The sequence below is a fragment of the Agrococcus sp. ProA11 genome (assembly GCF_039880525.1).
GTDB classification, from domain to species: Bacteria; Actinomycetota; Actinomycetes; order Actinomycetales; family Microbacteriaceae; genus Agrococcus; species Agrococcus chionoecetis.
In genome coordinates, this window is record NZ_CP156989.1 from 143,926 (window position 1) to 169,777 (window position 25,852).

Here is a 25,852-nt window from a genome sequence, read left to right on the forward strand (position 1 = left end):
CTCAGTGCACCTTGAAGTGGTCGAAGGGCTCGAGGCACGCGAGGCACTCGAAGTGGCTCTTGCAGGCGGTCGAGCCGAAGCGCGAGACCTCGCGGGTGCGGAGCGATCCGCAGCGCGGGCACTTGACGCCGATGGAGACCGGGATGGGGCCGGAGCGGGCGCCTGCCTGATGCGTGGGCGGCGCGATGCCGTACGCCTCGAGCTTGGCCTTGCCGGCCTCACTCATCCAGTCGGTGGTCCAGGCGGGGGAGAGCGTGAAGTCGACCGTGACGTCGCGGAAGCCCGCGGCGGTGAGCGCGAGCAGCACGTCGTCGCGCATCTGGTCGATCGCGGGGCAGCCCGAGTAAGTGGGGGTGAGCGTGACGCGCACGTCATCGCCGTGCGTCTCGACCGCGCGCAGCACGCCGAGATCCTCGATCGTCAGCACCGGCACCTCGGGGTCGACGACGGCGGCGGCGATCTGCCAGGCCTCCTGCTGCCGGGTCGTGTCGGTCTCGTGACGCGCGCGGTCTGCGGCCGCGTGCTCCTCGACCTGCGAATGGCGCGCGCCTGCGGCCGCGTGCTCCTCGACCTGCGGGGTCTGCTGGGCGGCGGCGTGCGCGTGGCGGGTCACCACGATGCCCCCGGATGCGAGCGGGCGAGCACCTGCATCTCGGCCAGCAGCGGGCCGAGGTGCGTCGAGTGCGTGCCGAAGCGGCCGCCACCGGAGGACTGCCCGATCTTCTTGTTGGTGAAGTCGGCTTCGGTGATCTCCGCCTCGGCCAGCACCGCGTTCCAGACCTCGTCGAAGCCCGCGCGGAGCGTCGACGGACGCGGCGCGATCCCCTCCAGGCGGTCGTGCAGCTCGTCGTCGCGGAACAGCTCTTCGGTGTACGGCCACAGGTCGGTGAGCGCCACGAGCATCCGCTCGCGCGAGAGCTCGGTGCCGCCGGCCAGGCGCAGCGTCCACTGCACGGCGTGGTCGCGGTGGTAGGCCACCTCCTTGACCGACTTCGCCGCGATGGCCGCGAGCGACGCATCCGTCGACTGCGCCATCGCGGTGTAGAGCTCCTGCATCCAGATCGCGGCGATGAGGCCGCGCGCGATGGTGTGCGCGAAGTCGCCGTTGGGCTGCTCGAAGAGCCACGCGCTGCGGAACTCCGGCTCGTCGCGGAAGTAGGCGAGGTCGTCCTCGGAGCGGCCGGATGCGGTGCCCGCGTAGTGCAGGAGGCTCCGCGCGTGGCCGAGCAGGTCGAGGGCGATGTTGCCGAGCGCCATGTCCTCCTCGAGCTCTGGCGCTCGCGAGATCCACCAGCCGAGCCGCTGGGAGAGGATCAGGGCGTCGTCGCCGAGCCGCAGCGCGAACTCCGCCACGTCGTCGGTCGCCTTCGCGGAGGGCACGCCCGAGAGCTCGGCTGCCAGGTCGAGCTCGTCGACGGTGACATCGCCGTGCACATCGGCCGCTTCGGCCTCGTACTCGGCGTTGACCGCGGCGGCGTCGCGCTGCTTGGGCTGTGCGCTCTCGCGCGGGTCGTCGGGCTGCGGATCGGCGGCGAGCTCGGCGTCGTTGAGCTGCGCGTTCACAGGTGGGGGACCTCCGCGCTCTTCTCGTAGTACTTGGCGTGCCGGTAGTTCTTGCCGGCGGGGCTCTCGAAGAAGGCGCCCTTCTGGTCGGGGTCGCTCGTGGTGATCGCGGTGGAGCGCGCCACCCACACCGAGACGCCCTCGTTGCGCCTGGTGTACAGGTCGCGCGCGTTGCGCAGCGCCATCTCGTCGTCGGGCGCATGCAGCGAGCCGACGTGCACGTGGCTCAGGCCACGATTAGCGCGCACGAACACCTCATACAGCGGCCAGCCTTCGCCAGCGACGTTGCCGGGTGTTGCCATCTCAATCTCCTCGAATCCGTGTGTCTCGCTCGAGCTTCCCGAACCGGTGCGGTTCCCGCTCGAACGGCGCTCCTTGGGGAAGCTCGATCGTGTGTCTCTCGGCGAGCTTCCCGAAGCGGTGCGGTTTCCGTCCGCGAAGCGCCGTTCGGGGAAGCTCGACAATCCGGTCAGGCGGCGATGCGCTCCCGCGCTGCCTGCTTCTCGGCGTAGGCGGCGGCGGCCTCGCGCACCCACGCGCCGTCCTCGTGCGCGTCGCGGCGGTGCTGGATGCGCTGCGCGTTGGCGGGGCCGCGGCCGGCGAGCACCTCGTTGAACTCGGTCCAGTCGATCTCCGACATGTCCCACTCGCCGCGCTCCTCGTTCCAGCGCAGGTTCGGATCCGGCAGCGTCAGCCCCAGCACCTCGGCCTGCGGCACGCACATGCCGACGAAGCGCTGACGCAGCTCGTCGTTCGAGAATCGCTTGATCTTCCACGCCATCGACTGCGCCGAGTTCGGCGACTCGTCGTCGGGCGGGCCGAACATCATCAGGCTCGGCCAGTACCAGCGGTTCACGGCGTCCTGCGCCATCTGGTGCTGCGCGGGCGTGCCCTGACTGAGCTCGAGCAGGATCTCGAATCCCTGCCGCTGGTGGAACGACTCCTCCTTGCAGATGCGCACCATCGCGCGCCCGTAGGGTCCGTAGGAGGCGCGGCACAGCGGCACCTGGTTGCAGATCGCGGCGCCGTCGACGAGCCATCCGATCGCCCCCATGTCTGCCCAGGTGGGCGTGGGGTAGTTGAAGATCGACGAGTAGCGGGCGCGCGACTCGATCAGCTGCTCGGTCATCTCGTCGCGGCTGATGCCGAGCGTCTGCGCGGCAGAGTAGAGGTAGAGCCCGTGGCCGGCCTCGTCCTGCACCTTGGCCATCAGGATGGCCTTGCGCTTGAGGCTGGGCGCGCGCGAGATCCAGTTGCCCTCCGGCTGCATCCCGATGATCTCGGAGTGCGCGTGCTGCGAGATCTGCCGCACGAGCGTCTTCCGGTAGGCATCGGGCATCCAGTCGCGCGGCTCGATGCGCTGGTCTGCCTCGATGATCGCGTCGAATCGGGCCTGCGCCTCGGCGCGTTCCGCGTCGGTCATCTCCTGCTCGCCTTGGCGAGCGGATGCATCTGGTGCCGTCAGCGTCATCGTCGACTCCTCCCTCGTTGCGCCCGGACACGAATTAGTGACCGAACGTTCAGTAAGTATATACTCGCGGGGTGCGGACCTGCAACGGGCCCGGATGACACCGAACGCAATGGAGCGTGCATGCCACTGCAGACGACCAGGGACGAGACCTGGCTGGCCACGATCATGGCCGAGACCGACCGCGCGAAGGTCGCCTTCGGGATCGAGATCGCCGAGCTCGAGCGGGGCCGCGCGGTCCTGACGATGCCGATCGCCGAATCGATGGTGAACGGCTTCGGCATCACGCACGGCGGCTTGGTCTTCACGCTGGCCGACACCGCCTTCGCCTACGCCTGCAACGAGGATGCGCACGTGACGGTCGCCTCCGGCGCCGACATCACCTTCGCGAAGGCGACGCACGCCGGGCAGACGCTCACCGCCACCGCCGAGCGCCGCTGGAAGAGCGGCCGCAACGGCATCTACGACGTGACCATCGTCGATGAGACGGGCGAGACGGTCGCCGAGTTCCGCGGCCGCTCCTTCACCACGAACCGCACGGCACCCGCGGCGCCCGAGGGCGCCGGCGGCCCTGCCTGATCTCGAACGACAGGAGCAACGATGCCCACCGAGCCCACCGCGTCCGACCACCTTCTCGCCGCGGAGGATCTGCGCGACGAGGGCGAGCGCCTCTCGCTCGACGAGCTGCGCGCGCTGCAGCTGACCCGCCTGCAGGAGACCGTGCGGCACGCGTACGCGAACGTGCCGACCTACACGCGCAAGCTCGACGAGGCCGGCGTGCATCCGGATGACATCCGGGAACTCTCCGACCTGCAGCGGCTGCCGTTCACGACCAAGGAGGATCTGCGCCAGTCGTACCCCTTCGGCATGTTCGCGGTACCGATGGCGCAGGTGGCGCGCATCCACGCCTCCTCCGGCACCACCGGCCGCCCGACCGTCGTCGGCTACACGAAGGATGACCTCGACGTGTGGGCCGAGGTCGTCGCGCGCTCGCTGCGCGCCTCGGGCGTGCGCCCGGGCATGAAGGTGCACAACGCCTACGGCTACGGCCTCTTCACCGGTGGGCAGGGTGCACACGCGGGCATCGAGCGCCTCGGTGCGACGGTGATCCCCGTCTCCGGCGGCCAGACGGCGCGGCAGGTGCAGCTGATCCGCGACTTCGAGCCTGACGCGATCATGTGCACGCCCTCGTACCTGCTGACGATCGCGGATGCGTTCGAGGATGCCGGGCTGGACCCGCGCGAGACGTCGATCAAGGTCGCCATCTGCGGCGCAGAGCCGTGGACCAACGAGATGCGGCTCGAGCTCGAGCGGCGCATGGGCATCGATGCCGTCGACATCTACGGGCTCTCGGAGGTCATGGGGCCGGGTGTCGGCAGCGAGTTCGCCTCCACCAAGGATGGTCCGACGATCTGGGAGGACCACTTCCTGCCGGAGATCATCGACGGCGAGACCGGAGCGCAGCTCGGCGATGGCGAGATGGGCGAGCTCGTGTTCACCTCGCTGACGAAGCAGGCGTTCCCGGTGATCCGCTACCGCACGCGCGACCTGACGCGGCTGCTGCCCGGCAGTGCGCAGCCGACGATGCGGCGCATCGAGAAGATCACCGGCCGCAACGACGACATGCTCATCGTGCGCGGCGTCAACATCTTCCCGACCCAGATCGAGGAGATCGTGCTCGAGATCGAGCACCTGACGCCGCACTTCATCCTCGAGCTCGTCAACCGCGGCCGCATGGATGGCCTGGTCGTGAAGATCGAGTGCACGCCGGGCCTGAAGCCGGTCGTGTCGACCGCGGCAGCCGAGGTGCTGAAGCTGCGAGTGAAGGAGCGCATCGGCACGACGGTCGACGTGGAGGTCGTGCCGAGCGGCTCGCTGCCGCGCTCGGAGGGCAAGTACAAGCGCGTCTACGACCTGCGCGACAAGTGAGTCCGCTCCCGCAGGTCGCGGAGCGCGCGGCATCGCCGCGCGCGTCACGAGACCGGTCCGCCGACGCTGACAAGATGGTCCGATGACCGCCACCGAGCCCGTCGCCCGCCGCGGCCGCCCCGGCTACGACCGCGACTCGATGCTCGAGGTCGTCGTCGAGGCCTTCAACGAGCGCGGCTATGACGCCACCTCGCTCGGCGTGCTCGCCGAGCGGCTCGGACTGTCGAAGTCAGCGATCTACCACCACTTCGACTCCAAGGAGCAGATGCTCGAGGTCGTGCTCGGCAAGGCGCTCGACGCGCTCGACGACGTCTTCGACGCGCCGGAGGCGACGACCGGGCCGGTGCAGGACCGCATCCGCTACGTCGTCCGCGGCGCGGTGCTCGTGCTCGCCGAGCGCAAGCCCTACGTGACGCTGCTGCTGCGCCTGCGCGGCAACACCGCGGTTGAGCGGGCGGCGGTCGAGCGTCGACGCGCCATCGACGCGAAGATGCGGGCGCTCTTCGAGCTCGCGCGCGACGAGGGAACGCTGCGCGCCGACATCGATCCCCGCGTCGCCGAGCGCCTCACGTTCGGCATGGTCAACTCCACCGTCGAGTGGTACCGCCCCGAGGGCCGCACCACGCCCGACGAGCTCGCGGATGCCGTGCTCGCCTACGTCGATGCGGGGCTCATCGCGCGCTGAGCCGTCCCGCCGAGGCGCTGCTCGCGCCCCCGCCGCCATGGCGACGGGGGCGCCGACCCGCGCCGCGCGCACTCCTGCGAGCCTAGCAATATTGTTACCAAATCGTGACCTTGCGGTAGAGTCGTGACCTTGAACCACGAAGGACGGCCGTCGCATCCGCCCCGAGAGTCCTTCGTTCCATGGAATCGAAACCTTCCGGTCGGGCGGTCGCAGGCGCAGCGCGCGTGCGAGACGGGGCTGTGGAGTTCATTTTGATCAAGCAGAACAACACCACCGGTGCACGTCGCTCGAAGCGAGTCCTCGGCGGCATCGTCGCGACGGGCATCGCGACTGTCGCGGGCGTCGTGCTCGTGCCGACCACCGCGAACGCAGCATCCGAGTCGACCTGGGACGCGCTCGCGCAGTGCGAGTCCGGCGGCAACTGGTCGATCAACACCGGCAACGGCTACTACGGCGGCCTGCAGTTCTCGCTGTCGACGTGGCAGGCCTACGGCGGCACGGGCAACCCGGCCGACGCCTCGCGCGCGGAGCAGATCCGCGTCGCCGAGAACACGCTCGCAGGCCAGGGCTGGGGTGCATGGCCGTCGTGCTCGGTGCAGATCGGCGCCTCGGGCTCGGCTGAGCCGAGCAGCACGCCGGTGCAGCAGACGCAGCAGGCCGCTCCCGCGGCGAGCTCGAGCAGCCAGGCCGCCGCACCCGCGCAGGCTGCGCCGGCCCAGGCCGCTCCTGCAGCCCAGCAGGCGCCTGCCGCGCAGGCTCCCGCGCTGCAGCTGCCCGACGTCGAGCCGGGTGACGAGCGCTACACGATCGAGCCCGGCGACACGCTCTTCGAGATCGCCGAGTCGCTCGAGGTCGACAGCGGCTGGCTCGGCATCTACGCCGTGAACCAGGACACGCTCTCGAACCCCGACCTCATCATGGCCGGTGCGGAGCTCATCCTCCCCGCTGAGTAGCGCGGCAAACGCGAGGCGGGGGTCCTTCGGGACCCCCGCTTTCGTCGTCTCGCGCCCGGCGCTGCCTCGCCCTGCCGGGTTCCGGTACCAAACGGTCGCCTCGCGCCTGACCGCGCGACACATCCGTACCGGTCGCGGCACGCCTTGCCTCCCGGCTCCGCGCTCCGGTACCGAAGTGTCGCGTGGCGTGGGCGGAGGCGACACTTCGGTACCGATGCCGCGCGACCGGCCGACCCCGCAGCGGGAGCCGGCCGGCGCGCAGGTCAGGCCTGCGGCTGCGTCTTCGCGACGTAGGTGAGCAGGTCGTACTGCGCGACGACCTCGTCGTCCTGGTTGGTCAGCACCGCATCCCAGCGCACCTCGCCGTACTCGTCGGTCTCGCGCGGCGTGATCTGCTTCGCGGTCAGGGTGACGCGCAGGGTGTCGCCGGGGGAGACCGGCGTCATGAAGCGCAGGTTGTCGAGACCGGTGTTCGCGAGCACGGGGCCGGGCGCGGGCTCGACGAAGAGCCCGGCAGCGAACGACAGCAGCAGGTAGCCGTGCGCGACGCGACCCGGGAAGAACGGGTTCGCCTCGGCGGCCTCCTGGTTCATGTGGGCATAGAACGTGTCGCCCGTGAACTCGGCGAAGTGCTCGATGTCGTCGAGCGTGATCTCGCGCCGCTCCGACACGACCCGGTCGCCGATCTCGAGCTCCGCCAGCGACTTCCGGAACGGGTGCGGGGGCTCGGTCGAGGCCGGGGCACCCGAGTGCCACACGCCCGTGACCGCGGTCAGCATGGCGGGGGAGCCCTGGATGGCCGTGCGCTGCATGTGGTGGAGCACCGAGCGGATGCCGCCCAGCTCCTCACCGCCGCCGGCGCGACCCGGGCCGCCGTGCACGAGCATCGGCAGCGGCGAGCCGTGCCCCGTGGAGGCGCGCGCGTCGTCGCGATCGAGCAGCAGGATGCGGCCGTTGTGCGCCGCGATGCGCCGCGTGAGCTCGCCGACGAACGCGCCGTCGTAGCTTGCGACCGAGGTGACGAGCGAGCCGCCGCCGCGGGCGACGAGCTCTGCTGCCTGCTCGGGGCTGCCGTACTCGACCAGCGATGACACCGGGCCGAAGGCCTCGACCGAGTGCAGTGCCTCGGCCTCCGCGTCGGTGAAGGCGAGCAGCGTCGGCGCGACGAAGGCGCCCTCCTCTGCGGCTCCCATCGAGCCGTCGGCCAGCCGCACCGAGGCGGCGTCGCCGCCGACCACGACGCGGCCGCCGCCCTCGCGCAGCTTCATGACCTGCTGCAGCACCTCGTCGCGCTGCTCGACGGAGGCGAGCGGGCCCATGGTGACGCCCTCGCCGCGCGGGTCGCCGAGCACCACCTTCGCGGCGATGCGCGCCTCGACCGCGGCAGCCACCGCATCGGTCATGCCCGTCGGCACGATCGCCCGACGGATGGCCGTGCACTTCTGCCCGGCCTTCGACGTCATCTCGGTGACGAGGCCGCGCACGAAGGCGTCGAACTCGGGCGTGCCCTCGACGGCATCCGGGCCGAGCACGGAGGCGTTGATCGAGTCGGTCTCTGCCGTGAAGCGCACGCCGCGGGCCTGCACCGCGTCGTGGCGGCGCAGTGCGTCGGCGGTCGAGGCGCTGCCCGTGAAGCCGACGGTGTCGCCGAGCTGCAGGTGGTCGAGCAGATCGCGGGCGGAGCCGTTGACGATCTGGACGGCGCCGGCGGGGAGGAGGCCCGACTCGGCCAGGATGCGCACCATGTGCTCGGCGACGAAGCCCGTCGGGGTGGCGGGCTTGATGACGGTCGGCATGCCGGCGAGGAAGGCCGGCGCGAGCTTCTCGAGCGAGCCCCAGACGGGGAAGTTGAAGGCGTTGATCTGCACCGCGACGCCCGGCAGGGTCGTGCAGATGTGGCGGGCGAGGAACGAGCCGTCCTTCGACAGCGGCTCGACCGCGCCGTCGAGGTAGACGGTCGACTGCGGCATCTCGCGGCGGCCCTTCGACGAGTACGTGAAGAGCACGCCGATGCCGCCGTCGATGTCGACCCACGAATCCGCCTTCGTGGCACCCGACTGATAGCTGAGGTCGTAGAGCTCCTGCTTGCGCTCGGTCAGCGCGATCGCGAACTGCTTCAGCAGGATGGCGCGCTGGTGGAAGGTGAGGGGCGCGAGGCTGTGCTGGCCGATCGTGCGCGCGTGGTCGAGGGCGGCGACGGTGTCGAGGCCGTTCGCGCTCACGCGCACGACCTCCTCGCCGGTGCTCGCGTCGCGCACGACGGTCGCGTCGCTCGCGTCGGTGGGCTCCCACCATGCGTCCTGGATGTAGCTGGGCAGCAGTCGAGTCATCGTCGATCCTTCGTCTCGTCGTCGTCGAGCGTCCCCGAATCGAGCGGTTCGGTGCGGAACCGCTCCGTCTCGGGAAGCTCGGCGGTGGGTGCGGGGGCGAGCGTCCCCGAATCGAGCGGTTCGGGGTGGAACCGCGCCGTTTCGGGAAGCTCGACGGTTGGGGGCGTCACGCGTCGTGCCAGTCGTAGAAGCCGCGGCCGGACTTCTTGCCGAGGCGGCCGTCGGCGACCATGTCGCGCAGCAGCTGCGGCGGCGCGAAGCGGTCGCCCAGGTCGCGGTGCAGCTGCTCGGCGATGCCGAGCCGCACATCCAGGCCGACGATGTCGGTGGTGCGCAGCGGCCCCACCGGGTGCTTGTAGCCGAGCTCCATCGCCGCGTCGATGTCGCCGGGGCTCGCGACGCCCTCCTCGACCATGCGGATGGCCTCCAGTCCGATCGCGACACCGAGCCTCGAGCTCGCGAAGCCGGGCGCGTCATGCACGGTCACGGGCGTCTTGCCGATCGCCTCGACCCATGCGCGGGCGTCGTTCGCGAGCCGCGGCTCGGTCGCGTCGCCCAGCACGATCTCGACCAGGGCGGATGCGGGGACCGGGTTGAAGAAGTGCAGGCCCAGGAACCGCTCGGGGCGGTCGAGGCGAGTCGCCAAGCGATCGATGGAGATGGAGGAGGTGTTGCTCGCGAGCGCCGCATGGGAGCCGAGGACGGCCTCGACGCGGGCCAGCGCATCCGCCTTCAGATCCTCGTCCTCGGGCACCGCCTCGACCACGAGGTCGCTCTCGTCGAACGCGCTGACGTCGAGCGCGACCGCGATGCGGCCCTCGAGCTCGACGAGCGACTCCGACCAGCCGCGCTCGACGCTCTTGCGCAGGCTCGCGGTGACGCGCTCGCGAGCGGCGTCGGCCGCGGCCGCGTCCCGCTCGACGACCACCACCTGGCTGCCCGCGAGCACGAAGGCGTGCGCGATCCCGGCGCCCATGCGTCCGCCGCCGAGCACACCGACGCGCTCGGGGGCGCCGGCACCGAGCACAGCATCCGTCTGGTCGTTCATCGCTTGCGCCTCTCGAGGAAGTCGGTCATGCGTCGCATCTTCTCGTCGCTCTCGAACAGCACCGACTGCTCCTGCAGCTCCATCTCGGGGTGGGCGCTCGCCGGCGCGAGGAGCGCGCGCTTGGTCGCCTGCGTCGCCGCCGGGTCGAGCTTCGCGATGCGCTCGGCGAGCTCGGTCGCGTGCGCGAGGGCGGCGTCGGGCTCCAGCACTGCGCTCACCAGGCCCGCAGCGAGCGCCTCGTCGGCGTTCAGGATCCGGCCGGTGAGCAGCATCTCGGCGGCACGCGCGTCGCCGACGATCTGCGGCAGCCGCCAGGTGGCGCCGGCGGCGGCGATGATGCCGAGGCCGGTCTCCGGGTTGCCGATCTTGAGGCTCGGAGTGCCGATGCGGATGTCGGCGGCATAGGCCAGCTCGGCACCGCCGCCCAGGGCGTAGCCGTCCAGCACCGCGATCACCGGCATGGGGAGGGCACGGATGCGCTGGAAGCAGCGCGTGTTGATGCCCTCGAGCGCGTCGGCGGCGCGACGCTCGCGGAGCTGGGCGATGTCGGCGCCCGCGGCGAACGAGCCGCCGGCCCCGGTGAGCACGAGCGTGCGGTGCTCGACCTCGAGCCGGGCGCAGAGCGCGTGCAGCGCGTCGACGAGCTCCTGGTCGATCGCGTTGCGCTTCTCGGGCCGGTCGAGGGTGGCGAGCACGTGCGTGGCGTGCTCCTCGATGCGCAGCGTCTCGCTCACACGCGCTCCAGGATGATCGCCGTGCCCTGGCCGACGCCGATGCACATGGTCGCGAGGCCGCGGTCGGCGCCCTCCCGCTCCATGCGGCCGAGCAGCGTCACGACCAGCCGCGAGCCGGAGGAGCCGAGCGGATGCCCGAGGGCGATCGCGCCGCCGTCGGCGTTCACGAGGCTGTCGTCGAGGCCGAGCCGACGGATGGTGCCGATCGACTGCGTCGCGAACGCCTCGTTCAGCTCGATCGCGCCGAGATCCTCCACCTGCAGCCCAGTCCGGGCCAGCAGCTTCTCGGTGGCCGGCACGGGGCCGAGCCCCATGATCTCGGGCGCGAGGCCGACGCTGGTGCCGCCGACCACGCGCGCCCTGGCGGTGAGCCCGAACCGCTCGACGGCGGCGTCGCTCGCGACCACGATCGCCGATGCGCCGTCGTTGAGGCTGGATGCGTTGCCAGCGGTGACCACGGATCCTCCGGTGACGACGGGGCGCAGGCGCGCCAGCGCCTCCATCGTCGTCTCACGGCGCGGCCCCTCGTCGACCGTCACGTCGCCCGCCTTCGTCGGCACGGCGACGATCTCGTCGTCGAACCGGCCGGCGTCGATCGCGGCGATGGCGCGCTCCTGCGAGCGCAGCGCGAAGGCGTCCGCCTCCTCGCGGGTGATGCCGTCGACGCGCGCGACCTCCTCGGCGGTCTCCGGCATCGAGAAGGTGGCCTTGTCGCGCGCAGTCATGCGCGGGTTGACGAAGCGCCAGCCGATCGAGGTGTCGAACGCCTCGCCGGGCTTCGCCCACGGGCGCTCGGGCTTGGCCTGCACCCAGGGGGCGCGGGTCATCGACTCGACGCCGCCGGCGACCACGATGTCGGCATCGCCAGCGCGGATCATCTGCGAAGCCATGATCATCGCCGACATGCCGGAGGAGCAGAGCCGGTTGACCGTGATGCCGGGCACCTCGTCGGGCAGGCCCGCGAGCAGGGTCGCCATGCGGGCGACGTTGCGGTTGTCCTCGCCGGCCTGATTGGCGGCGCCGAAGATGACCTCGTCGATCGTGGCCGGTTCGATGCCGGCGCGGCGCACGGCCTCGCCGATCACGAGCGCTGCGAGGTCGTCGGGGCGGACGCCGGCGAGCGCGCCGCCGTAGCGGCCGACCGGCGTGCGTGCGCCGCCGACGAGAAGGGCCTCGGGCATGGGACTCCTGACTCCGTCGTCACTGACGATCACCGGGCCGGCTCGAGCCGCACCCGAATTAGTGACCGATCGTTCAGGAATACAGTATGCCCCCGCGGAGGCGCGTGCAAGCGAGCGGCCCGTCGGCCGACCGAGCTGGTGGTTCGGGAAGCGGATTTTCGTGCTGCGGGACCAGGGAGCCGGTTGACGGACGGGGGGGCGGCGGCTCAGGCGGGTCGGGCGCGCCAGGGACGGCGGGTCGGGCGGGTCAGGCGGGTCAGGCGTGGCGGTCGCGGCCGGCGAGTGCGCCGAGCGCCCACGCGCCGGCGATGACGGCGCTGCCGACCACGACGATGGTCGCCGTCGCGAGCGCCAGCGCTGCGAGCGCAACGTTCGCGATCGTCCCGAGCAGGTCGAACATGTCCATGACAGGCCCCTTTCGTGTGCGGCGTCGCCGTGTGTTCGACGCTAGGAAAGGGGCGTGGCCGGGCGCATCCGCCTGCCGGTCAGCGACGGTCATCCTTCCGGATGATCCGCGCGGGTGGGATGCTCGGAGCATGCCGATCGAACCCGACACCAAGGACTGGACCTGGGTGCTGCACGAGCGCTGCCCCGAGTGCGGGTTCGACCCGCTGGAGGTGGAGCGCGACGACCTGGGCCGCCGGATCCGGCACGCGGCGGCGGCGATGCATGAACGGCTGCATGGCGAGGCCGTGACGAAGCGGCCCGACGACGCGACCTGGTCGCCGCTCGAGTACGGCGCGCACGTGCGCGATGTGTGCGGCGTGATGCTGACGCGGCTGCGCCAGATGCTCGAGCAGGACGACCCCGAGTTCGCCAACTGGGATCAGGATCGGGCGGCGCTCGACGGCCGCTACCCGAGCCTCGACCCCGAGCACGTGGCGGCCCAGCTCGACCTGGCGGCGGCATCGCTCGCGAACGCGGCGGATGCCGTGCCCGACGACGCGTGGGCCCGCAGCGGCCGGCGCTCGAACGGCTCGATGTTCACGGTCGAGACGCTGCTCGTCTACGCGCTGCACGACCTCGAGCATCACGTCGTCGACGTGCGCTGGGCCGACTGAGTGGCTGCCGACTGGCGCGAGCTGCCTGGGGATCTCGACATCCGTCTCGTCGTCGCCGACATGGACGGCACGCTGCTCGACGCCCACGGGCGCGTGCCCGACTCGTTCTGGCCGCTGCTCGAGCGCATGCACGATGCGGGCATCGCCTTCGTGCCCGCGAGCGGTCGCCAGCTCGCGACGCTCGAGCACCTCTTCGAGCGCGCCGGTCGGCTCTCGAGCATCGCCGAGAACGGCGCCATCGTCACGCACGGCGGCGAGGTGATCGGCACCACCACGGTGACAGCGGATGCCGTGCGGCAGGTCGTGCATCGCGTGCGCGAGACCGACGGGCAGCTGGGCCTCGTCGTGAGCCGCCGCGAGATCGCCTCCATCGAGTCGCGGGAGGCCACATTCGTCGAGCAGGCGCACAAGTACCACGTGGCGCTCGAGTCGGTGGCGGATCTCCTCGAGCACACCGACGACGTGCTGAAGCTCGCGGTGCACGCGAACGGCACATCCTCCGCCGACGCCGCGCGCTGGCTCGAGCCGGTGCACGACGGGCATCGCATCACGATCGGGTCGCCGCGCTGGGTGGACGTGACGCGCGACAGCGTCGACAAGCGGCTGGGTGTGGAGGCGCTGCAGCGCGAGCTCGGCGTGACGGCCGGGCAGACGGTCGTCTTCGGCGACTACCTCAACGACCTCGGCATGCTCGCCGACGCCGAGTGGACCTTCGCGATGGAGAACGCGCATCCCGAGGTGCACTCGACCGCCCGCTACCGCGCGCCCGGCAACGACCAGCACGGCGTCGTGCAGGTGCTGGAGCGACTGCTGGCTTGACGCTCCGCGGGCCGCGTCCCGGTCGGCGCGACGGCCTACCCGCGGAAGGCCGCCAGCCCCGTCAGCGCCTGCCCGATCACGAGCGTGTGCACCTCGTCGGTGCCCTCGTAGGTGCGGACGCTCTCGAGGTTGGCCGCGTGCCGCATCGGCGAGTGCTCGAGCGAGACGCCGTTGCCGCCCAGGATCGCGCGCGCCTCACGGCAGATGTCGATCGCGGTGCGGCAGGAGGCGAGCTTGCCCATCGAGATCTCGTGCGGCCGCAGCAGGCCCGCGTCCTTCCGCCGCCCGAGGTGCAGCGCCAGCAGCTGCGCCTGCTGCAGCGACAGCACCATCTCGGCCAGCCGTGCCTGCGTCAGCTGCATGCCCGCGAGCGGTCGCCCGAAGATCTCGCGCTCCCCGGCATAGGCCAGCGCGACCTCGAGCGCGTCGCGCCCGGCGCCCAGCGCGCCCCAGGCGATGCCGAAGCGCGCCTCGTTGAGGCACTCGAACGGCGCCCGCAGCCCGCGCGCCTCCGGCAGCCGCATCGACTCGGGCACCCGCACCCCGTCGAGCTCGATGTCGCACTGGATCGACGCGCGCATCGACAGCTTCGGCTCGATCGGCGTCGCCGTGAAGCCCGCGGTCGGCACACCGTCGGTTGATGTCTCCACCAGGAAGCCGCGCACGCCCTCGTCGGTCTGCGCCCAGATGACCGCCACGTCGGCGATCGAGGCGAGCCCGATCCAGCGCTTCGCGCCGTCGATCACCCAGTCGTCGCCGTCGCGGCGCGCGAAGGTCTGCATCGCGCCGGGGTCGCTGCCGGCGTTCGGCTCGGTGAGCCCGAAGCATCCGATCGCCTCGCCGGCGGCCATGCGCGGCAGCCACTGCTGCTTCTGCTCCTCGGAACCGTGCTTCGCGATCGCCGACATCGCGAGCGATCCCTGCACCGACACGAACGTGCGGATGCCGCTGTCGCCCGCCTCGAGCTCCTGCATCACGATGCCGTACTCGACCGAGGACGCGCCTGCGCATCCATAGCCCGAGATGTGCATGCCGAGCAGCCCCTCGGCGGCGAGCGCGGGGATGAGCTCGCGCGGGAAGTGCGCGCGCTCGAACCAGTCGGCGATGTGCGGCTTGATCTCGCGGTCGACGAGCCCCCGCACCCGCGCGCGCACGGCGCGCTCCTCGTCGGTGAGCAGCGACTCGATGTCGAGCAGGTCGGTGGTCATGGCGCTCCTCTGTCGGATGCAGACGGGTAGAGAGCAGGCGAATGCGGCTGCGAGAGCCAGGCTCGCACGGCCGCGTCGTGCTCGCCGAGCAGCGGCGGCGCGGCGCTCGCGGTGCGCGCCACGCGATCGAGGCGAATCGGCGACGCGAGCTGCCGCCCGGGGCCGGCAGCGCCGTGCACGGCACGGATGGGGTCGAGCCCGACATCGACGGCCAGCTGCAGCCCCTCGCTGATCGTGCGCACCCGGCTGGCGACGAGGCCGGCGGCGAGCATCCGCGCCTCCCAGGCCTCGGCGCCGGCGGATGCAAGTGCGCCCTCCAGCAGCGGCACGAGCTCGTCGCGGTGCGCGACGCGCTGCGGGTTGGTCGCGAAGCGCGGGTCGTCGGCGAGGGCGGGCTCGCCGAGCAGCGCCGCGAAGGCGCGGAACTGCCCGTCGGTGCCGACGGCGACCGCGAGCGGGCCGTCGCCGGTCTCGAGCAGCTGGTAGGGCACGATCGACGGATGCCCGCTGCCGGCGCGGCGCGGCTCCTGCGCCGGCGTCGAGCTCGCGGCATCCGGGTCGGCGCCGTCGCCGATCGGGCCCAGCACCGCCTGCAGCTGGTTCACGAGCGCCGCCTGGATGCTCGACAGCAGGGCCACCTCGACCAGGCCCCCGCGACCGGTGCGTCCGCGGCGCAGCAGCGCGGCGAGGATGCCGGCCAGCGCGTCCTTCGCGGTCAGCACGTCGACGAGCGCGACGCCCGCCTTCGTCGGCGGGCCGTCGGCGTCGCCGGTGATGTGCATGAGGCCGCTCGCGGCCTGCAGCACGAAGTCGTAGCCGGCACGATCGGCGCCACCGGGCTGCGAGCCGTAGCCGGTGATGGAGCACCACACGAGACCCGGATGCTCTGCCAGCAGCGCATCGCGATCGAGGCCGAGGCGGGCGCCGCCGCCGGGCCGGAAGTTCTCGATCACCACGTCGGCGCGGGCGATGAGCTCGCGGGCGAGCTCGAGATCGCCGGACTCGGCGAGGTCGAGCAGCACGGACTCCTTGCCGCGATTGGCGCTGTCGAAGTAGGTGGAGCCGGTGGCGGATGCGGGCGGGGACCAGGAGCGGGTGCCGTCGCCGGTGCCGGGCTGCTCGACCTTGATCACGCGGGCGCCGAGGTCGGCGAGCGTCGCGCCGACGAGCGGGCCGGCGAGCACGCGCGACAGGTCGGCGACGAGGATGCCTGCCAGTGGCGCGTCGTCGCGCGCGTCATCGGTCATGGCTCCAGCATGGCGGATCGGGCGCGGAGCGCGGGCGGCGCAGGGCGGTCCCGGTCTCGTGACGCGGGCGCCTGCGCCGCCCGCTCCTCGACCTACGGGGGTGGGGCCCTGCGGCGGAGAGCCCGCTCCTCGACCCGCGGAGGAGAGCCCGCTGATCGAGGAGGCCGCGGCCGGAGGCCGTGGGCGTCACGAGATCGAGGGCGGGCGCGCTACTCCGCGTGCAGGTCGGCCAGCGACTTGTCGGGACGCAGGCCCCGCCACACCGGATGCCGCAGCGCACCCGAGGCGGTCTGCTCGGTGTGCTCGACCTCGGCGACGGCCGCGCGCACCCAGCGTGCCTTGCGCGCCACATCCGCCGGCAGGTCGTCGACAGTGGGCGTCGTCTTCCGGGGCTGCAGCCGGTCTCGCAGCCGATCTCGCTCGGCGTGCGAGAAGCCGGTGCCGACCCTGCCCGCGTAGCGCAGCCGCCCGTCCTCACCCGGCAGCGCCAGCACGAGCGCGCCGACCGTGCCGGCCAGCGACCCGTTGCCCTCCAGCCATCCCACCACGACCACTTCGCGGGCCAGCACGTGCTTGAGCTTCAGCCAGTCCGCCGATCGCCTGCCCGGCTTGTAGCGACTGTCGTGCCGCTTGGCGATCACGCCCTCCACGCCCCGATCGGCGGTCGCCTCGAGGATGCGGGCAAGCCGGCCGCGCAGCGGCTTCGACACCTTCACGCGTGCGCTCTCGTGCACGAGCTGATCGAGTCGCGACTGCCGCTCGTCGAGCGGTTCGCCGACGATCCGCTCGCCATCGATCTCCAGCGCGTCGAACAGCATGAGCGTCGCCGGCGACTGCGCCGCCGCCCGCGCGGCAGGCCGGCCCGAGAGCCCGGCGCGCTCCTGCAGCGCCTCGAACTTCGCGACGCCCTTGCGCAGCATCACGATTTCGCCGTCGAGCACCGCCTGCTCCGCCCCGATGGCGGCCGGGAGCGCCTCCACCAGCTCGGGGAACGCCTCCGCCAGATCCTTCCCGTTCCTGCTGACGAGCCGCACCGCGTCGCCGGCGCGCTGCACGATGGCGCGCCACCCATCCCACTTCACCTCGAACGACCACTCGTGCTCGTCCTCGAGGTCGGATGCGTCGCCCAGCGTCGCGAGCATCGGTCGCAGCTCGGTCGTGGGCAGGGCGCGGCGCTTCGCGCCCGAGCGCAGCGTCAGCGAGCGCCGCGCGGGCACGCCCTCGGTGCGCGCGCCGCGCCGCGAGCGCGCGCGCGCCTCGGTGCCGCCCTGCTCGTCGGCGTGCGCCGAGTCGTCGCCGGGCTGCGCCTTCATCCGCTTCACCAGCCACTGCCGCTTCTTCGCGTCGGTGCGGATGAGCGCGAACCGCGTCGGCGTGCCCGAGAGGCCGCCGTCGGCGCGCCCCTGCAGCACCACGATCACCTCGTCGTCGCGCCACTTCTCGAGCTCGAACTCGCCCGCATCCCAGATCTCGACCGTGCCGGCCCCGTACTCGCCCTTGGGGATCGTGCCCTCGAACGAGCCGTACTCGAGCGGATGATCCTCGGTCTGCACCGCGAGCCGATTCTGCGCCGGCGTCGTCGGCAGGCCCTTCGGCACCGCCCACGAGACGAGCACGCCCTCCTGCTCCAGCCGGAAGTCGTAGTGCAGCCGGCGCGCCTGATGCCGCTGCACCACCCACGAGCGCCCCTCGCCGGGCACGGCGGGCTCGGCCGGCACGGGCTCCGGCGTGCGTTCGGCCGAGCGCATCCCCCGATACTTCTCCAGGCGGTCAGGGGGCGGATCGAGCGCCGCGATCAGGTCGCCGTCGCGCTCCAGGCGCTCGAGCACCTCCGGGTATTCGAGCTGCTCGAGCCCGCCGGCCTCGATCTCCTCCCAGGTGCGCGGCGCCGCGACGGTGGGTCGCAGCCTGCCGCGCAGCGAGTACGGCGCGATGGTCGTCTTCGACGCGGAGTTCTGACTCCAGTCGATGAGCACCTTGCCGTGGCGCAGCGCCTTCTTCATGTCGCTGACGATCTCGTCAGGATGCATCTGCTCGAGCGACCGCGCCAGCTGTCGCGCGACCTCGCTCGCCTGCTCGCTGGTGACCGTGCCGTCGAGCCGCGCATACAGGTGGATGCCCTTGCTGCCGCTCGTCAGCGGCACCGGATCGAGCCCGATGTCGACCAGCAGCTCCCGCACCTGCAGCGCCACGCGCGCGCAGTCGTCGAGGTCGGCCCCGTCGCCGGGGTCGAGGTCGAGCACCAGCCGGTCGGGGTTCGCCCGTTCGCCGTCGACCATCCGCCACTGCGGCACATGCAGCTCGAGCGCACCCATCTGCGCCATCCAGGCGAGCGTCGCGGGCTCGCTCAGCACCGGGTACTGCTTCTTGCCGGTGCTGTGCTGCTGCTCGACGGTCTCGACCCACTCCGGCGCACCCCGCTCGAGTCCCTTCTGGAAGAAGAGCTTCCCGGGCTTGCGCGCCGTGCCCACCCCGTCCGGCCAGCGCTTGCGGGTCACCGGTCGCAGCGCCGAGTGCGCGATCAGGGCGTCGGATGCCCGCAGCACGTACTCGAGCACGTCGCGCTTCGTCGTGCCGGTCGACGGGTAGAGCACCTTGTCGGCGTTCGTCAGCCGCAGGGTCCTGCCGCCGACGGTGATGCGCTCGGCCGCGGCCACGTCAGGCGGACTTCTTCTTCGCGGCCGGCTTCTTCGCAGCGGCCTTCTTCGCCGCCGGCTGCTTCGCGGCCTTCGACGTGCCGCTGGAGCGCTTGGCCGAGGCGTCGCCATCCTTCGCCGTCGAACCCGACCCGCGCTTGCGCTCGACCGATGCCTGCAGCGCCTCGAGCAGGTCGATGACCTCGCCGCCCTCGCCGTCCTCCTGCTCGCCGAAGGTCGCGGCGGTGTCGAGCGCCTCGCCCTGGTCGAGCTTCGCCTCCACCAGGGTGCGCAGCTGCTCCTGGTACTCGTCGACATACTGCTCGGGCTCGAAGTCGGCCTCCAGGTCGCTCACGATCGAGCGGGCCAGCTCCATCTCGCGCTTGCCGATCCGCACATCCTCCTCGAGGCTCTCGAACGAGGCCTCGCGCACCTCGTCGGCCCACCGCATCGTCTGCACCATCAGCACGCCATCGCGCACCCGCAGCGAGGCGAGCCGGGTGCGCTGCCGCAGCGACAGCTTCACGATCGCGGTGCGCTCGGTGTCCTCCAGCACGCGTCGGAGCAGCACGTAGGCCTTCGAGCTCTTCGAGTCGGGCTCCAGGTAGTAGCTGCGCTCGTACAGGATCGGATCGATCTGCTCGTTCGGTACGAACTCCAGCACCTCGATGTCGCGGCTGCGCTCGACCGGCAGCGCCTCGAAGTCCTCGTCGGTGAGCACCACCGTCTGCTCGCCATCGTCATAGGCCTTGTCGATGTGCTCGTACGCCACCTTCTTGCCGCACACCTCGCAGCGCCGCTGATAGCGGATCCTGCCGCCGTCGGCGTCGTGCACCTGATGCAGCTCAAGGTCGTGCTCCTCGGTCGCCGAATACAGCTTGACCGGTACGTTCACGAGCCCGAACGTGATCGAGCCCTTCCAGATCGCTCGCATGCTCTCACTGTCCACCACCGATCTGAGCGCCGCTAGGGGGCATCTCCCAGGAAACGCGCGGCTGGATGCTGTCACCGGGCGCTCAGCCAGCAGGGGGACAATCCCGGACATGACGGTCACCGCGCCGATCTCAGCCTCGCCCCGCACGTTCGGCATCGAGGAGGAGGTCATCCTGCTGACCCCGGACACGCTCGACCCGGTGGACGTGGCCGACGAGGTGATCGCCGAGGTCTGCGACGGGCACGCCGTGTCCGACTGGGTGAGCGCGGAGTACCTCAAGGCGCAGGTGGAGTTCTCGTCGCCGCTGCTCACCAACGGCGACACCGCCGACCGCGTCGTGCGGCAGTTCCGCGACACCCTCCAGCGTGCTGCCGAGCGCCGCGGGCTGCTGGTCGCGAGCGTCGGCACCACCTTCGGCGGCGGCCACTCGTCGGTGGGCACGGGGGAGCGGTACGCGCGCTTCGTCCGCACGCTCGGGGCGATCCATCCCGACCACCGCATCCAGGGCCAGCACGTGCACGTGGCGGTCGCCTCGGCCGACGAGGGCGTGGCGGTGATGAACGCGCTGCGGCCGTGGCTCGCGCCGCTCATCGCCCTGACGGCGAACTCCCCCTGCTTCTCGGGTGCCGACACCGGCTTCGCGAGCTGGCGCACCATCGTCGGGCGCCGCTTCGCGACCGCGTCGGTGCCGCCCGCGTTCGCCGACGGAGAGGACTATCGGCGGCGCATCCGCGGGCTGCTGGGCATCGGCACGACATTCGATATCGCCTCGATCGCGTGGATGATGCGGCTTCCCGAGCGCTATCCGACGCTTGAGCTGCGGGTGTTCGACGCGCAGCTGACGGCCGACGAGACGGTCGCCGCGGCGCTGCTCACCCGCGCGCTCGTCGAGACCGCAGCGGCGGGCGACCTGCCGCACGCGGCGGCTGCGGAGCACCACGAGTTCGTCGACTCGGCGGTCTGGCATGCGGCCCGGCACGGGCTCGAGGAGACGCTCGTCGACCCCGTCACTGCCACGCTCGCCCCCGCGTGGGTCGTGATCGAGCGGATGCTCGATGCGGTCGGGCCCGCGCTGGCCGCGGTGGGTGACCTGCCGCGGGTCGCTGCGCTGGTCGAGCGCGCGCGCGCCGACGGCAACGGCGCCGCCCGGCAGCGCGCCGCGCTCTCGGAGGGGCCTGCCGCGCTCGCGCGGCTGCTGCGCGCCGCCTTCGTGGCCTGACGCCGGCGCGGATCAGCCCAGCAGGTGCTCGCGCAGGAAGGCCACCGTCGACTCCCAGGCCTCGGCCGAGGCATCCGCGTTGTAGCGCTTCGCGATCTGCGCGTTCTGGAACCCGTGCACCGAGCCCGCGTAGTGCCGCAGCTCGACGTCGTCGTAGCCCTCGCCGCTCAGCCGCGCTCGGTAGTCCTCCGGCGCCTCGCGGCCGCTCCAGTCGTCGGTCTCGGCGAGCTGGAAGAGCACCGGCGTGCGCGGCCCCGTCTGCGTGCCGGGCATCGCGGCGCCGTAGTAGGCCACGACCGCCTCCAGCGCACCGTGCGCCGCGTAGCCGAGCGCGAGCGTCGAGCCCATCGAGAAGCCGACGACGGCCGCGCGCTCGCTGCCCTCCGCACGGGCCTCGCCGATCGCCTCGCTGAGGATGCGGTACGCGCCGTCGAGATCGTCGTACCGCTCGGCGAGGAGCGCGCCGGCCTCGTCATCGTCAGTCGTGGTGCGGCCCTCGAAGAAGTCCGGGACCGCGACGCGGAATCCCTCGCCCGCGAGCGTCTCGGCGAGCTCCTCGATCCACGGCAGTCTGCCGTTCCAGTCGTGCGCCAGCACCACCACCGGGTCACCGGCGGTGCCGTGCCAGCTCGTCGCTGCCTGCGCGCTCGCTCCGGTCGTCTCGCTCATGCTGCCTCCTCGCTCGGGGAGCCGGACGGCTCCGTCCTGTCGCACGCGGCCGTGCCGCGTCGCATCGCGTCAGAGGGTAGTCGGCGTTCCGGGTCGTTCCCCTAGGCTGACGGGATGTTCGCCCGGGCAACGGCTCTCGCGCTCTCCTCCCACCCGGGTCCGACGGTGGCGGTGACCGCGCTCTCCGCCGTCCTCGCGGCAGCCATCGGGATGTCGCCGCTGCGCGTGGCCGCGCTGGCGCTCGCGATCGTCGCGGGACAGCTCTCGATCGGCTGGTCGAACGACTGGATCGACGCTGAGCGCGACCGGGCGGTCGGCCGCAGCGACAAGCCGGTCGCGCAGGGGCTCGTGACCGTCGGCACCGTGCGCACGGCGGCGTTCGTCGCTGTTGCGGTGGCGATGGCGGTCTCCTTCGCGCTCGGCCTCTGGGCGGGGGTGGCGCACCTGGTGCTCGTGGCATCCGGATGGGCGTACAACGCGGGTCTCAAGCGCACGGCCTGGTCGGTGGTGCCGTTCATCGTGAGCTTCGGCCTGCTGCCGACCGTCGTCACGCTCGCGCTGCCGGAGCCGGCCGTCGCGGCACCGTGGGCGATCGCCGTCGGCGCGGTGTTCGGCATCTCGATCCACTTCACGAACGTGCTGCCCGACCTCGCCGACGATGCACGCACCGGCGTCGTCGGGCTGCCGCACCGGCTGGGCCGTGTGGTGTCGGGAGTCGTCGCGTTCCTCGCACTCGCCGTCGCCGCGCTGCTCGTGCTCGTCGGGCCGTGGGTGTCGAGCGGCGTCGCGGGCGCGGCTGCGACGCCGTCGCCGGTCGCGATCGGCGGGCTCGTGGCATCGCTCGGGATCGCCGCGTGGGGCATCGTGCTCGTCGCGAGTCGGCCGCCGAGCCGACTGCTGTTCCGGCTCATCATCGTCGCGTCGCTGCTGATCGCGGTGCAGCTGGGCCTCAGCGGCACCCGTCTCATCTCCTGACGCAGAGCGGCGGGGCGCGTCAGGACCAGCGCATGGCGTAGACCGACGCCAGCAGCCTGCTCGCGGGGCTGCGGAGCGCGATGCGCAGCCCGGCGTTCCGTGCCGCGAGCCGAGCGCCGCGCACCGGTCGGCCGAGCGCCATGTTCAGCTCCGCCTGGCGCGCCGCCCGGCGCGCGCTCGTCGTGCGACGCGCCTCGAACGTGCGGAGCGCCGCCGCATCCGGTCTGCCGGCACGCACGCTCGCCACCAGGATCGGCGCGAGCGCGGCGGCATCCAGCCAGCCCAGATTCATGCCCTGGCCGCCGATCGGGCTGATCTCGTGCGCCGCATCGCCGATGAGCACCACGCGCCCCGCGACCATCCGGGCGGCGAGCCGTCGTCGCACGCCGAACGCGCTCAGCATGGTCGCGGTCGCCGGATCGAGGTCGACGCCCGTGCGCGCGGCGACGAGCTCGGCGAGCCAGGCCGGCGTCGGCTCGGCGGGGTGCGGGGTGTGCGCGACGTATCGGCGCATGCCGCCCGGCAACGGGAACGCCTCGACCACGCCGCCCGCCTCCAGGTGCACGAAGGCGTCGGGCGCGCGCCAGCTGTCGGCGAAGTCGCCCATGACGTAGGTGTCGGGGTAGTCGTGCACGGGCGCGGCGATCCCGAGCAGGTCGCGCACGGCGCTGCGCGCACCGTCGGCGCCGATCACGAAGCGCGCGCGCTCCTCGACGGGCGCCCGGTGCTCGACATCCGTCCGCGTCGCGCGACCGGCCGCCCGCACGTCGCCGTCGGTCGGGTGCAGCGACTCCAGCGCGACGCCGCGGCGCAGCGCCCCGGGCGCGAGCCGCTCGAGGCGCGCCGCGAGCAGCGTCTCCGTGCGGGATTGCGGCAGCGCCGCGACGAACGGGAAGCGCGGATGGGCACGGTCGAACGCGACCTGACCGAGCACGCTGCCGCCCGAGCTCGCGATGCCGCGCCGGATCGGCAGCGCCTCGGCGAGCACGGCGTCGGCGACCCCGGCCCGCTCGAGCGCGACGAGCGACGGCGGGTGGATGCCGATGGCGCGCGACAGCGGCGCGACCGACTCCCGGCGCTCCCACACCGCGGCGTCGAGGCCGGCATCGGCCAGCAGCGTCGCGAGCAGCAGGCCGACGGGGCCGCCGCCGATGATGAGGACATCACGCACGCGACTGCCCGTCCCGAGGCGGCGTCCACCGCAGGATCATGCGGAAGGGCACGGAGGTGTCGACGTGCCATCCGTCGTCGGCACCGATGTCGCGCAGCGTGCTGCGCAGCTCGGGTGCGCGGTAGCTGCGCCGGATGGAGAGCGAGCCGTCGAAGTGCACGAACGAGCCGCGCGCCAGCGGCACGGTCGCCGCTCGGTACACGGCGTAGGCCAGGTTGCCGCGGGCGATGTCGTTGTGGACGACGAGCCGCCTGGCGAGCCGCTCGCTGTCGGCGAGCAGGGCGGCGAGGCCCGCCTGGTCGAGGTGGTGCAGGAGGTGGTTCGACGTGACGATGTCGAACCGCTCGTGGGCGGCGACGAGGTCGGCGCTCAGCATCCGACGGAACCGCACGTTCGCCACCGGGTCGAGCCCGCTCGCGAACTCGTGCGCGCGCTCGTCGGGGTCGATGGCGGTGACGTCGAGCAGCAGGCCGTCGCGTGCGGCCCATGCGGCCAGCGCGCGCGGCACGTCGCCGCCGCCGGAGCCGATGTCGAGCAGCGTGGTCGCGCGGGTCGGCGAGAACGCCGGGCGGAGCTGGCGGAGGTAGATGCGGCGCCAGCCGGAGACCAGCCGGTTGATCGGCCGGAAGAGCGCGTAGGTGGTGCGCAGGGCGACGGGATCGCAGTCGGGGTCGTCCATGAGCTCACGCTCGCGGCGCTCGCGGGTGGTGAGATCGGGCCAGCGCGGCGGGCGGGGGATCGCGTTCCCATCGCCTGCAGACGCGGGAGGGGGCGTCACGCCGCCGGCTCGCCGATGCCGGCGACGCGATGGGTGAGCAGGGCGGTCTCGACCGTGAGGCCGGGGCCGAATGCCATTGCGCAGACCAGGTCACCTTCCTCGTGCTGACGGTCGCCGTGCAGGATGCGGCGCAGCACGAACAGCACCGTCGCGCTCGAGATGTTGCCGACCGTGCGCAGCGTCTCGCGCGACGGCTCGAGCTGCGCGTCGGAGAGGCCGAGCGTGGCCTGCACCTTGTCGAGGATGCTCCGGCCACCGGGGTGGATCGCCCACCGGGGGATCGCGGCGTGCGGCTGCTCCGCCACATCCGGGACCGTCTCGAGCAGCGGCGTCAGCGCGCTGACGATGTGCTCCTCGATGATGGAGGGGACGTAGCGGCTGAGCACCATCTCGAAGCCGTGGTCGCCGATTGTCCAGGCCATGTCCGCCTCGCCGATCGGGGTGATGACCGTCTCGAACGCGTCGAGGTCGAGCACCGCAGCGCCGGCCGGTGCGGGGCGCGCGGTGACGACCGCGGCTGCCGCGCCGTCGGCGAAGACCGAGGATGCGACGATCGTGTCGGGGTCGTCGGAGGAGGCCAGGTGCAGCGAGCACAGCTCGACGGAGACGACGAGCACCACGGCATCGGGGTCCGCGAGGCAGAACGCGTGGGCCGCGCGCAGGGCCGGGAAGGCGGCGTAGCAGCCCATGAAGCCCAGGTGGTAGCGCTGCGTGGAGGGCGCGAGGCCCAGGTCCTGCACGATCGCGAAGTCGGGGCCGGGCGCGAAGAATCCCGTGCACGACACCGTGATCACGTGGGTGACGTCGGCGGCGTCGAGATCCGGCACCGCGTCGAGCGCGGCGCGTGCCGCGCCGAGGAACAGCGCGGGTGAGGTGTCGGTGTAGACGTCGTTGCGCTTGCCCGTGGCGGGGGAGAGGATCGCGCCCGACGCCGCGTCGTAGAACGTCGCGCGCTCGGCATCCGCGTCCGCCGCGTCGACCACCCGGCGGCCGTGCTCGGTGCCGAGCTCGTCGATGACCGTGTACCTGGTGTCGATCCCGGAGGCGTCGAACGCGGCATGCACGAGGCGGCCGCCCAGGCGGCTGAGGTCGGGCTGGCCCGCGAACAGGTCGCGGATCTCGTCCTGCCGCAGCTCCGTGGCGGGCACCGCGGTCTCGATGGAGCGGATGGAGATGGCCATATGCGACTGTAACGAGCGAACCCTTTGCGTTCCCCGGTGTGGCCTGGGTCGGCGACGGTCGCG

Annotated in this window: 26 protein-coding genes; 8 read left to right on the plus strand and 18 right to left on the minus strand. The window is 72.2% G+C overall.

The window, feature by feature from the left end:
* Position 1: 1 nt before the first annotated feature.
* The 4 genes from paaD to paaA all read right to left on the minus strand — a co-directional run bounded on the left by paaD (position 2) and on the right by paaA (position 2,986).
* A complete protein-coding gene (gene paaD / locus ABG090_RS00700) occupies positions 2-460 on the minus strand; it encodes a 1,2-phenylacetyl-CoA epoxidase subunit PaaD (protein WP_347757636.1) in 459 nt (152 codons plus the stop codon).
* 149 nt (positions 461-609) lie between these two features.
* Positions 610-1,401 (minus strand): 1,2-phenylacetyl-CoA epoxidase subunit PaaC, encoded by a 792-nt coding sequence (paaC, locus tag ABG090_RS00705; protein ID WP_347757637.1) that lies wholly within the window; start codon positions 1,399-1,401, stop codon positions 610-612.
* Positions 1,402-1,559: 158 nt separating this feature from the next.
* Positions 1,560-1,865 carry a 1,2-phenylacetyl-CoA epoxidase subunit PaaB gene (gene paaB, locus ABG090_RS00710; protein ID WP_347755487.1) on the minus strand — a complete coding sequence of 102 codons (306 nt, stop codon included), beginning with the start codon at positions 1,863-1,865 and terminating at the stop codon, positions 1,560-1,562.
* Positions 1,866-2,032: 167 nt separating this feature from the next.
* Complete coding sequence (gene paaA, locus ABG090_RS00715; protein WP_347757639.1) at positions 2,033-2,986, minus strand: 1,2-phenylacetyl-CoA epoxidase subunit PaaA; 954 nt, start codon at positions 2,984-2,986, stop codon at positions 2,033-2,035.
* Between the two features lie 168 nt (positions 2,987-3,154).
* Between paaA and paaI the strand changes: the two genes are divergently transcribed.
* The 4 genes from paaI (at position 3,155) to ABG090_RS00735 (ending at position 6,598) form a co-directional block, all read left to right on the plus strand.
* Positions 3,155-3,610, plus strand: a complete 456-nt coding sequence (paaI, locus tag ABG090_RS00720) for a hydroxyphenylacetyl-CoA thioesterase PaaI (protein WP_347755489.1) — start codon at positions 3,155-3,157, stop codon at positions 3,608-3,610.
* Between the two features lie 21 nt (positions 3,611-3,631).
* Positions 3,632-4,960 (plus strand): phenylacetate--CoA ligase PaaK, encoded by a 1,329-nt coding sequence (gene paaK / locus ABG090_RS00725; RefSeq protein ID WP_347755490.1) that lies wholly within the window; start codon positions 3,632-3,634, stop codon positions 4,958-4,960.
* Between the two features lie 82 nt (positions 4,961-5,042).
* Positions 5,043-5,645, plus strand: coding sequence for a TetR/AcrR family transcriptional regulator (locus ABG090_RS00730; RefSeq protein ID WP_347755492.1), 603 nt, complete (start codon positions 5,043-5,045; stop codon positions 5,643-5,645).
* Positions 5,646-5,884: 239 nt separating this feature from the next.
* Positions 5,885-6,598 carry a transglycosylase family protein gene (locus ABG090_RS00735; protein ID WP_347755494.1) on the plus strand — a complete coding sequence of 238 codons (714 nt, stop codon included), beginning with the start codon at positions 5,885-5,887 and terminating at the stop codon, positions 6,596-6,598.
* A gap of 263 nt (positions 6,599-6,861) precedes the next feature.
* Here the strand turns inward: ABG090_RS00735 and paaZ are convergent, their stop codons facing one another.
* The 6 genes from paaZ to ABG090_RS00765 form a co-directional block, all read right to left on the minus strand.
* Positions 6,862-8,928: a phenylacetic acid degradation bifunctional protein PaaZ gene (gene paaZ, locus ABG090_RS00740; protein WP_347755496.1), complete on the minus strand. Its 2,067-nt coding sequence runs from the start codon at positions 8,926-8,928 to the stop codon at positions 6,862-6,864.
* Positions 8,925-9,098 carry a hypothetical protein gene (locus ABG090_RS00745; protein ID WP_347755498.1) on the minus strand — a complete coding sequence of 58 codons (174 nt, stop codon included), beginning with the start codon at positions 9,096-9,098 and terminating at the stop codon, positions 8,925-8,927. The genes paaZ and ABG090_RS00745 overlap by 4 nt, the downstream gene beginning before the upstream one ends.
* Entirely contained in the window at positions 9,095-9,976 is an 882-nt protein-coding gene (locus ABG090_RS00750) for a 3-hydroxyacyl-CoA dehydrogenase family protein (protein ID WP_347755500.1), read from the minus strand. The genes ABG090_RS00745 and ABG090_RS00750 overlap by 4 nt, the downstream gene beginning before the upstream one ends.
* Entirely contained in the window at positions 9,973-10,710 is a 738-nt protein-coding gene (locus ABG090_RS00755; protein ID WP_347755501.1) for an enoyl-CoA hydratase/isomerase family protein, read from the minus strand. The genes ABG090_RS00750 and ABG090_RS00755 overlap by 4 nt, the downstream gene beginning before the upstream one ends.
* Positions 10,707-11,891, minus strand: coding sequence for an acetyl-CoA C-acyltransferase (locus tag ABG090_RS00760; RefSeq protein ID WP_347755503.1), 1,185 nt, complete (start codon positions 11,889-11,891; stop codon positions 10,707-10,709). Before ABG090_RS00760 ends, ABG090_RS00755 begins: the two co-directional genes overlap by 4 nt.
* Positions 11,892-12,147: 256 nt before the next feature.
* Positions 12,148-12,297 (minus strand): hypothetical protein, encoded by a 150-nt coding sequence (locus ABG090_RS00765; RefSeq protein WP_347755505.1) that lies wholly within the window; start codon positions 12,295-12,297, stop codon positions 12,148-12,150.
* A gap of 130 nt (positions 12,298-12,427) precedes the next feature.
* Here ABG090_RS00765 and ABG090_RS00770 point away from each other — a divergent pair, with 130 nt between their 5' ends.
* Both ABG090_RS00770 and ABG090_RS00775 read left to right on the plus strand, forming a co-directional pair.
* Positions 12,428-12,952 (plus strand): DinB family protein, encoded by a 525-nt coding sequence (locus ABG090_RS00770; protein WP_347755507.1) that lies wholly within the window; start codon positions 12,428-12,430, stop codon positions 12,950-12,952.
* Entirely contained in the window at positions 12,953-13,771 is an 819-nt protein-coding gene (locus ABG090_RS00775; protein ID WP_347755509.1) for an HAD family hydrolase, read from the plus strand.
* Between the two features lie 35 nt (positions 13,772-13,806).
* Here the strand turns inward: ABG090_RS00775 and ABG090_RS00780 are convergent, their stop codons facing one another.
* From ABG090_RS00780 to ABG090_RS00795, 4 genes are all read right to left on the minus strand, one after another.
* Positions 13,807-14,979 carry an acyl-CoA dehydrogenase family protein gene (locus tag ABG090_RS00780; protein WP_347755511.1) on the minus strand — a complete coding sequence of 391 codons (1,173 nt, stop codon included), beginning with the start codon at positions 14,977-14,979 and terminating at the stop codon, positions 13,807-13,809.
* Positions 14,976-16,226: a CoA transferase gene (locus ABG090_RS00785; RefSeq protein WP_347755513.1), complete on the minus strand. Its 1,251-nt coding sequence runs from the start codon at positions 16,224-16,226 to the stop codon at positions 14,976-14,978. Before ABG090_RS00785 ends, ABG090_RS00780 begins: the two co-directional genes overlap by 4 nt.
* Before the next feature lie 209 nt (positions 16,227-16,435).
* Complete coding sequence (locus tag ABG090_RS00790; RefSeq protein WP_347755515.1) at positions 16,436-18,883, minus strand: ATP-dependent DNA ligase; 2,448 nt, start codon at positions 18,881-18,883, stop codon at positions 16,436-16,438.
* A 1-nt stretch (position 18,884) separates the two neighbouring features.
* Entirely contained in the window at positions 18,885-19,796 is a 912-nt protein-coding gene (locus ABG090_RS00795) for a Ku protein (RefSeq protein WP_347755516.1), read from the minus strand.
* Positions 19,797-19,905: 109 nt separating this feature from the next.
* On the opposite strand from ABG090_RS00795, the gene ABG090_RS00800 reads away from it, so the two are divergent.
* Positions 19,906-21,015: a YbdK family carboxylate-amine ligase gene (locus tag ABG090_RS00800; protein ID WP_347755518.1), complete on the plus strand. Its 1,110-nt coding sequence runs from the start codon at positions 19,906-19,908 to the stop codon at positions 21,013-21,015.
* Between the two features lie 12 nt (positions 21,016-21,027).
* Here the strand turns inward: ABG090_RS00800 and ABG090_RS00805 are convergent, their stop codons facing one another.
* A complete protein-coding gene (locus tag ABG090_RS00805) occupies positions 21,028-21,684 on the minus strand; it encodes a dienelactone hydrolase family protein (protein ID WP_347755520.1) in 657 nt (218 codons plus the stop codon).
* A gap of 114 nt (positions 21,685-21,798) precedes the next feature.
* Between ABG090_RS00805 and ABG090_RS00810 the strand changes: the two genes are divergently transcribed.
* A complete protein-coding gene (locus tag ABG090_RS00810; RefSeq protein ID WP_347755522.1) occupies positions 21,799-22,659 on the plus strand; it encodes a UbiA family prenyltransferase in 861 nt (286 codons plus the stop codon).
* Between the two features lie 19 nt (positions 22,660-22,678).
* Here the strand turns inward: ABG090_RS00810 and ABG090_RS00815 are convergent, their stop codons facing one another.
* The 3 genes from ABG090_RS00815 to ABG090_RS00825 all read right to left on the minus strand — a co-directional run bounded on the left by ABG090_RS00815 (position 22,679) and on the right by ABG090_RS00825 (position 25,789).
* Complete coding sequence (locus ABG090_RS00815; RefSeq protein WP_347755524.1) at positions 22,679-23,830, minus strand: NAD(P)/FAD-dependent oxidoreductase; 1,152 nt, start codon at positions 23,828-23,830, stop codon at positions 22,679-22,681.
* On the minus strand, positions 23,823-24,509 hold the full coding sequence (locus ABG090_RS00820) for a class I SAM-dependent methyltransferase (RefSeq protein ID WP_347755526.1): 687 nt from the start codon (positions 24,507-24,509) through the stop codon (positions 23,823-23,825). The genes ABG090_RS00815 and ABG090_RS00820 overlap by 8 nt, the downstream gene beginning before the upstream one ends.
* Before the next feature lie 95 nt (positions 24,510-24,604).
* Positions 24,605-25,789: a type III polyketide synthase gene (locus ABG090_RS00825; RefSeq protein WP_347755528.1), complete on the minus strand. Its 1,185-nt coding sequence runs from the start codon at positions 25,787-25,789 to the stop codon at positions 24,605-24,607.
* Positions 25,790-25,852: the final 63 nt, after the last annotated feature.

Coding starts and splice junctions, on each gene's coding strand:
- ABG090_RS00765 (WP_347755505.1), bottom strand. CDS start 12,297: ATGGACATGTTCGACCTGCTCGGGACGATCGCGAACGTTGCGCTCGCA.
- ABG090_RS00810 (WP_347755522.1), top strand. CDS start 21,799: ATGTTCGCCCGGGCAACGGCTCTCGCGCTCTCCTCCCACCCGGGTCCG.
- ABG090_RS00805 (WP_347755520.1), bottom strand. CDS start 21,684: ATGAGCGAGACGACCGGAGCGAGCGCGCAGGCAGCGACGAGCTGGCAC.
- ABG090_RS00730 (WP_347755492.1), top strand. CDS start 5,043: ATGACCGCCACCGAGCCCGTCGCCCGCCGCGGCCGCCCCGGCTACGAC.
- paaB (WP_347755487.1), bottom strand. CDS start 1,865: ATGGCAACACCCGGCAACGTCGCTGGCGAAGGCTGGCCGCTGTATGAG.
- ABG090_RS00785 (WP_347755513.1), bottom strand. CDS start 16,226: ATGACCGATGACGCGCGCGACGACGCGCCACTGGCAGGCATCCTCGTC.
- paaZ (WP_347755496.1), bottom strand. CDS start 8,928: ATGACTCGACTGCTGCCCAGCTACATCCAGGACGCATGGTGGGAGCCC.
- ABG090_RS00760 (WP_347755503.1), bottom strand. CDS start 11,891: ATGCCCGAGGCCCTTCTCGTCGGCGGCGCACGCACGCCGGTCGGCCGC.
- paaI (WP_347755489.1), top strand. CDS start 3,155: ATGCCACTGCAGACGACCAGGGACGAGACCTGGCTGGCCACGATCATG.
- ABG090_RS00800 (WP_347755518.1), top strand. CDS start 19,906: ATGACGGTCACCGCGCCGATCTCAGCCTCGCCCCGCACGTTCGGCATC.
- ABG090_RS00825 (WP_347755528.1), bottom strand. CDS start 25,789: ATGGCCATCTCCATCCGCTCCATCGAGACCGCGGTGCCCGCCACGGAG.
- ABG090_RS00780 (WP_347755511.1), bottom strand. CDS start 14,979: ATGACCACCGACCTGCTCGACATCGAGTCGCTGCTCACCGACGAGGAG.
- paaK (WP_347755490.1), top strand. CDS start 3,632: ATGCCCACCGAGCCCACCGCGTCCGACCACCTTCTCGCCGCGGAGGAT.
- ABG090_RS00820 (WP_347755526.1), bottom strand. CDS start 24,509: ATGGACGACCCCGACTGCGATCCCGTCGCCCTGCGCACCACCTACGCG.
- ABG090_RS00770 (WP_347755507.1), top strand. CDS start 12,428: ATGCCGATCGAACCCGACACCAAGGACTGGACCTGGGTGCTGCACGAG.
- paaA (WP_347757639.1), bottom strand. CDS start 2,986: ATGACCGACGCGGAACGCGCCGAGGCGCAGGCCCGATTCGACGCGATC.
- ABG090_RS00795 (WP_347755516.1), bottom strand. CDS start 19,796: ATGCGAGCGATCTGGAAGGGCTCGATCACGTTCGGGCTCGTGAACGTA.
- ABG090_RS00750 (WP_347755500.1), bottom strand. CDS start 9,976: ATGAACGACCAGACGGATGCTGTGCTCGGTGCCGGCGCCCCCGAGCGC.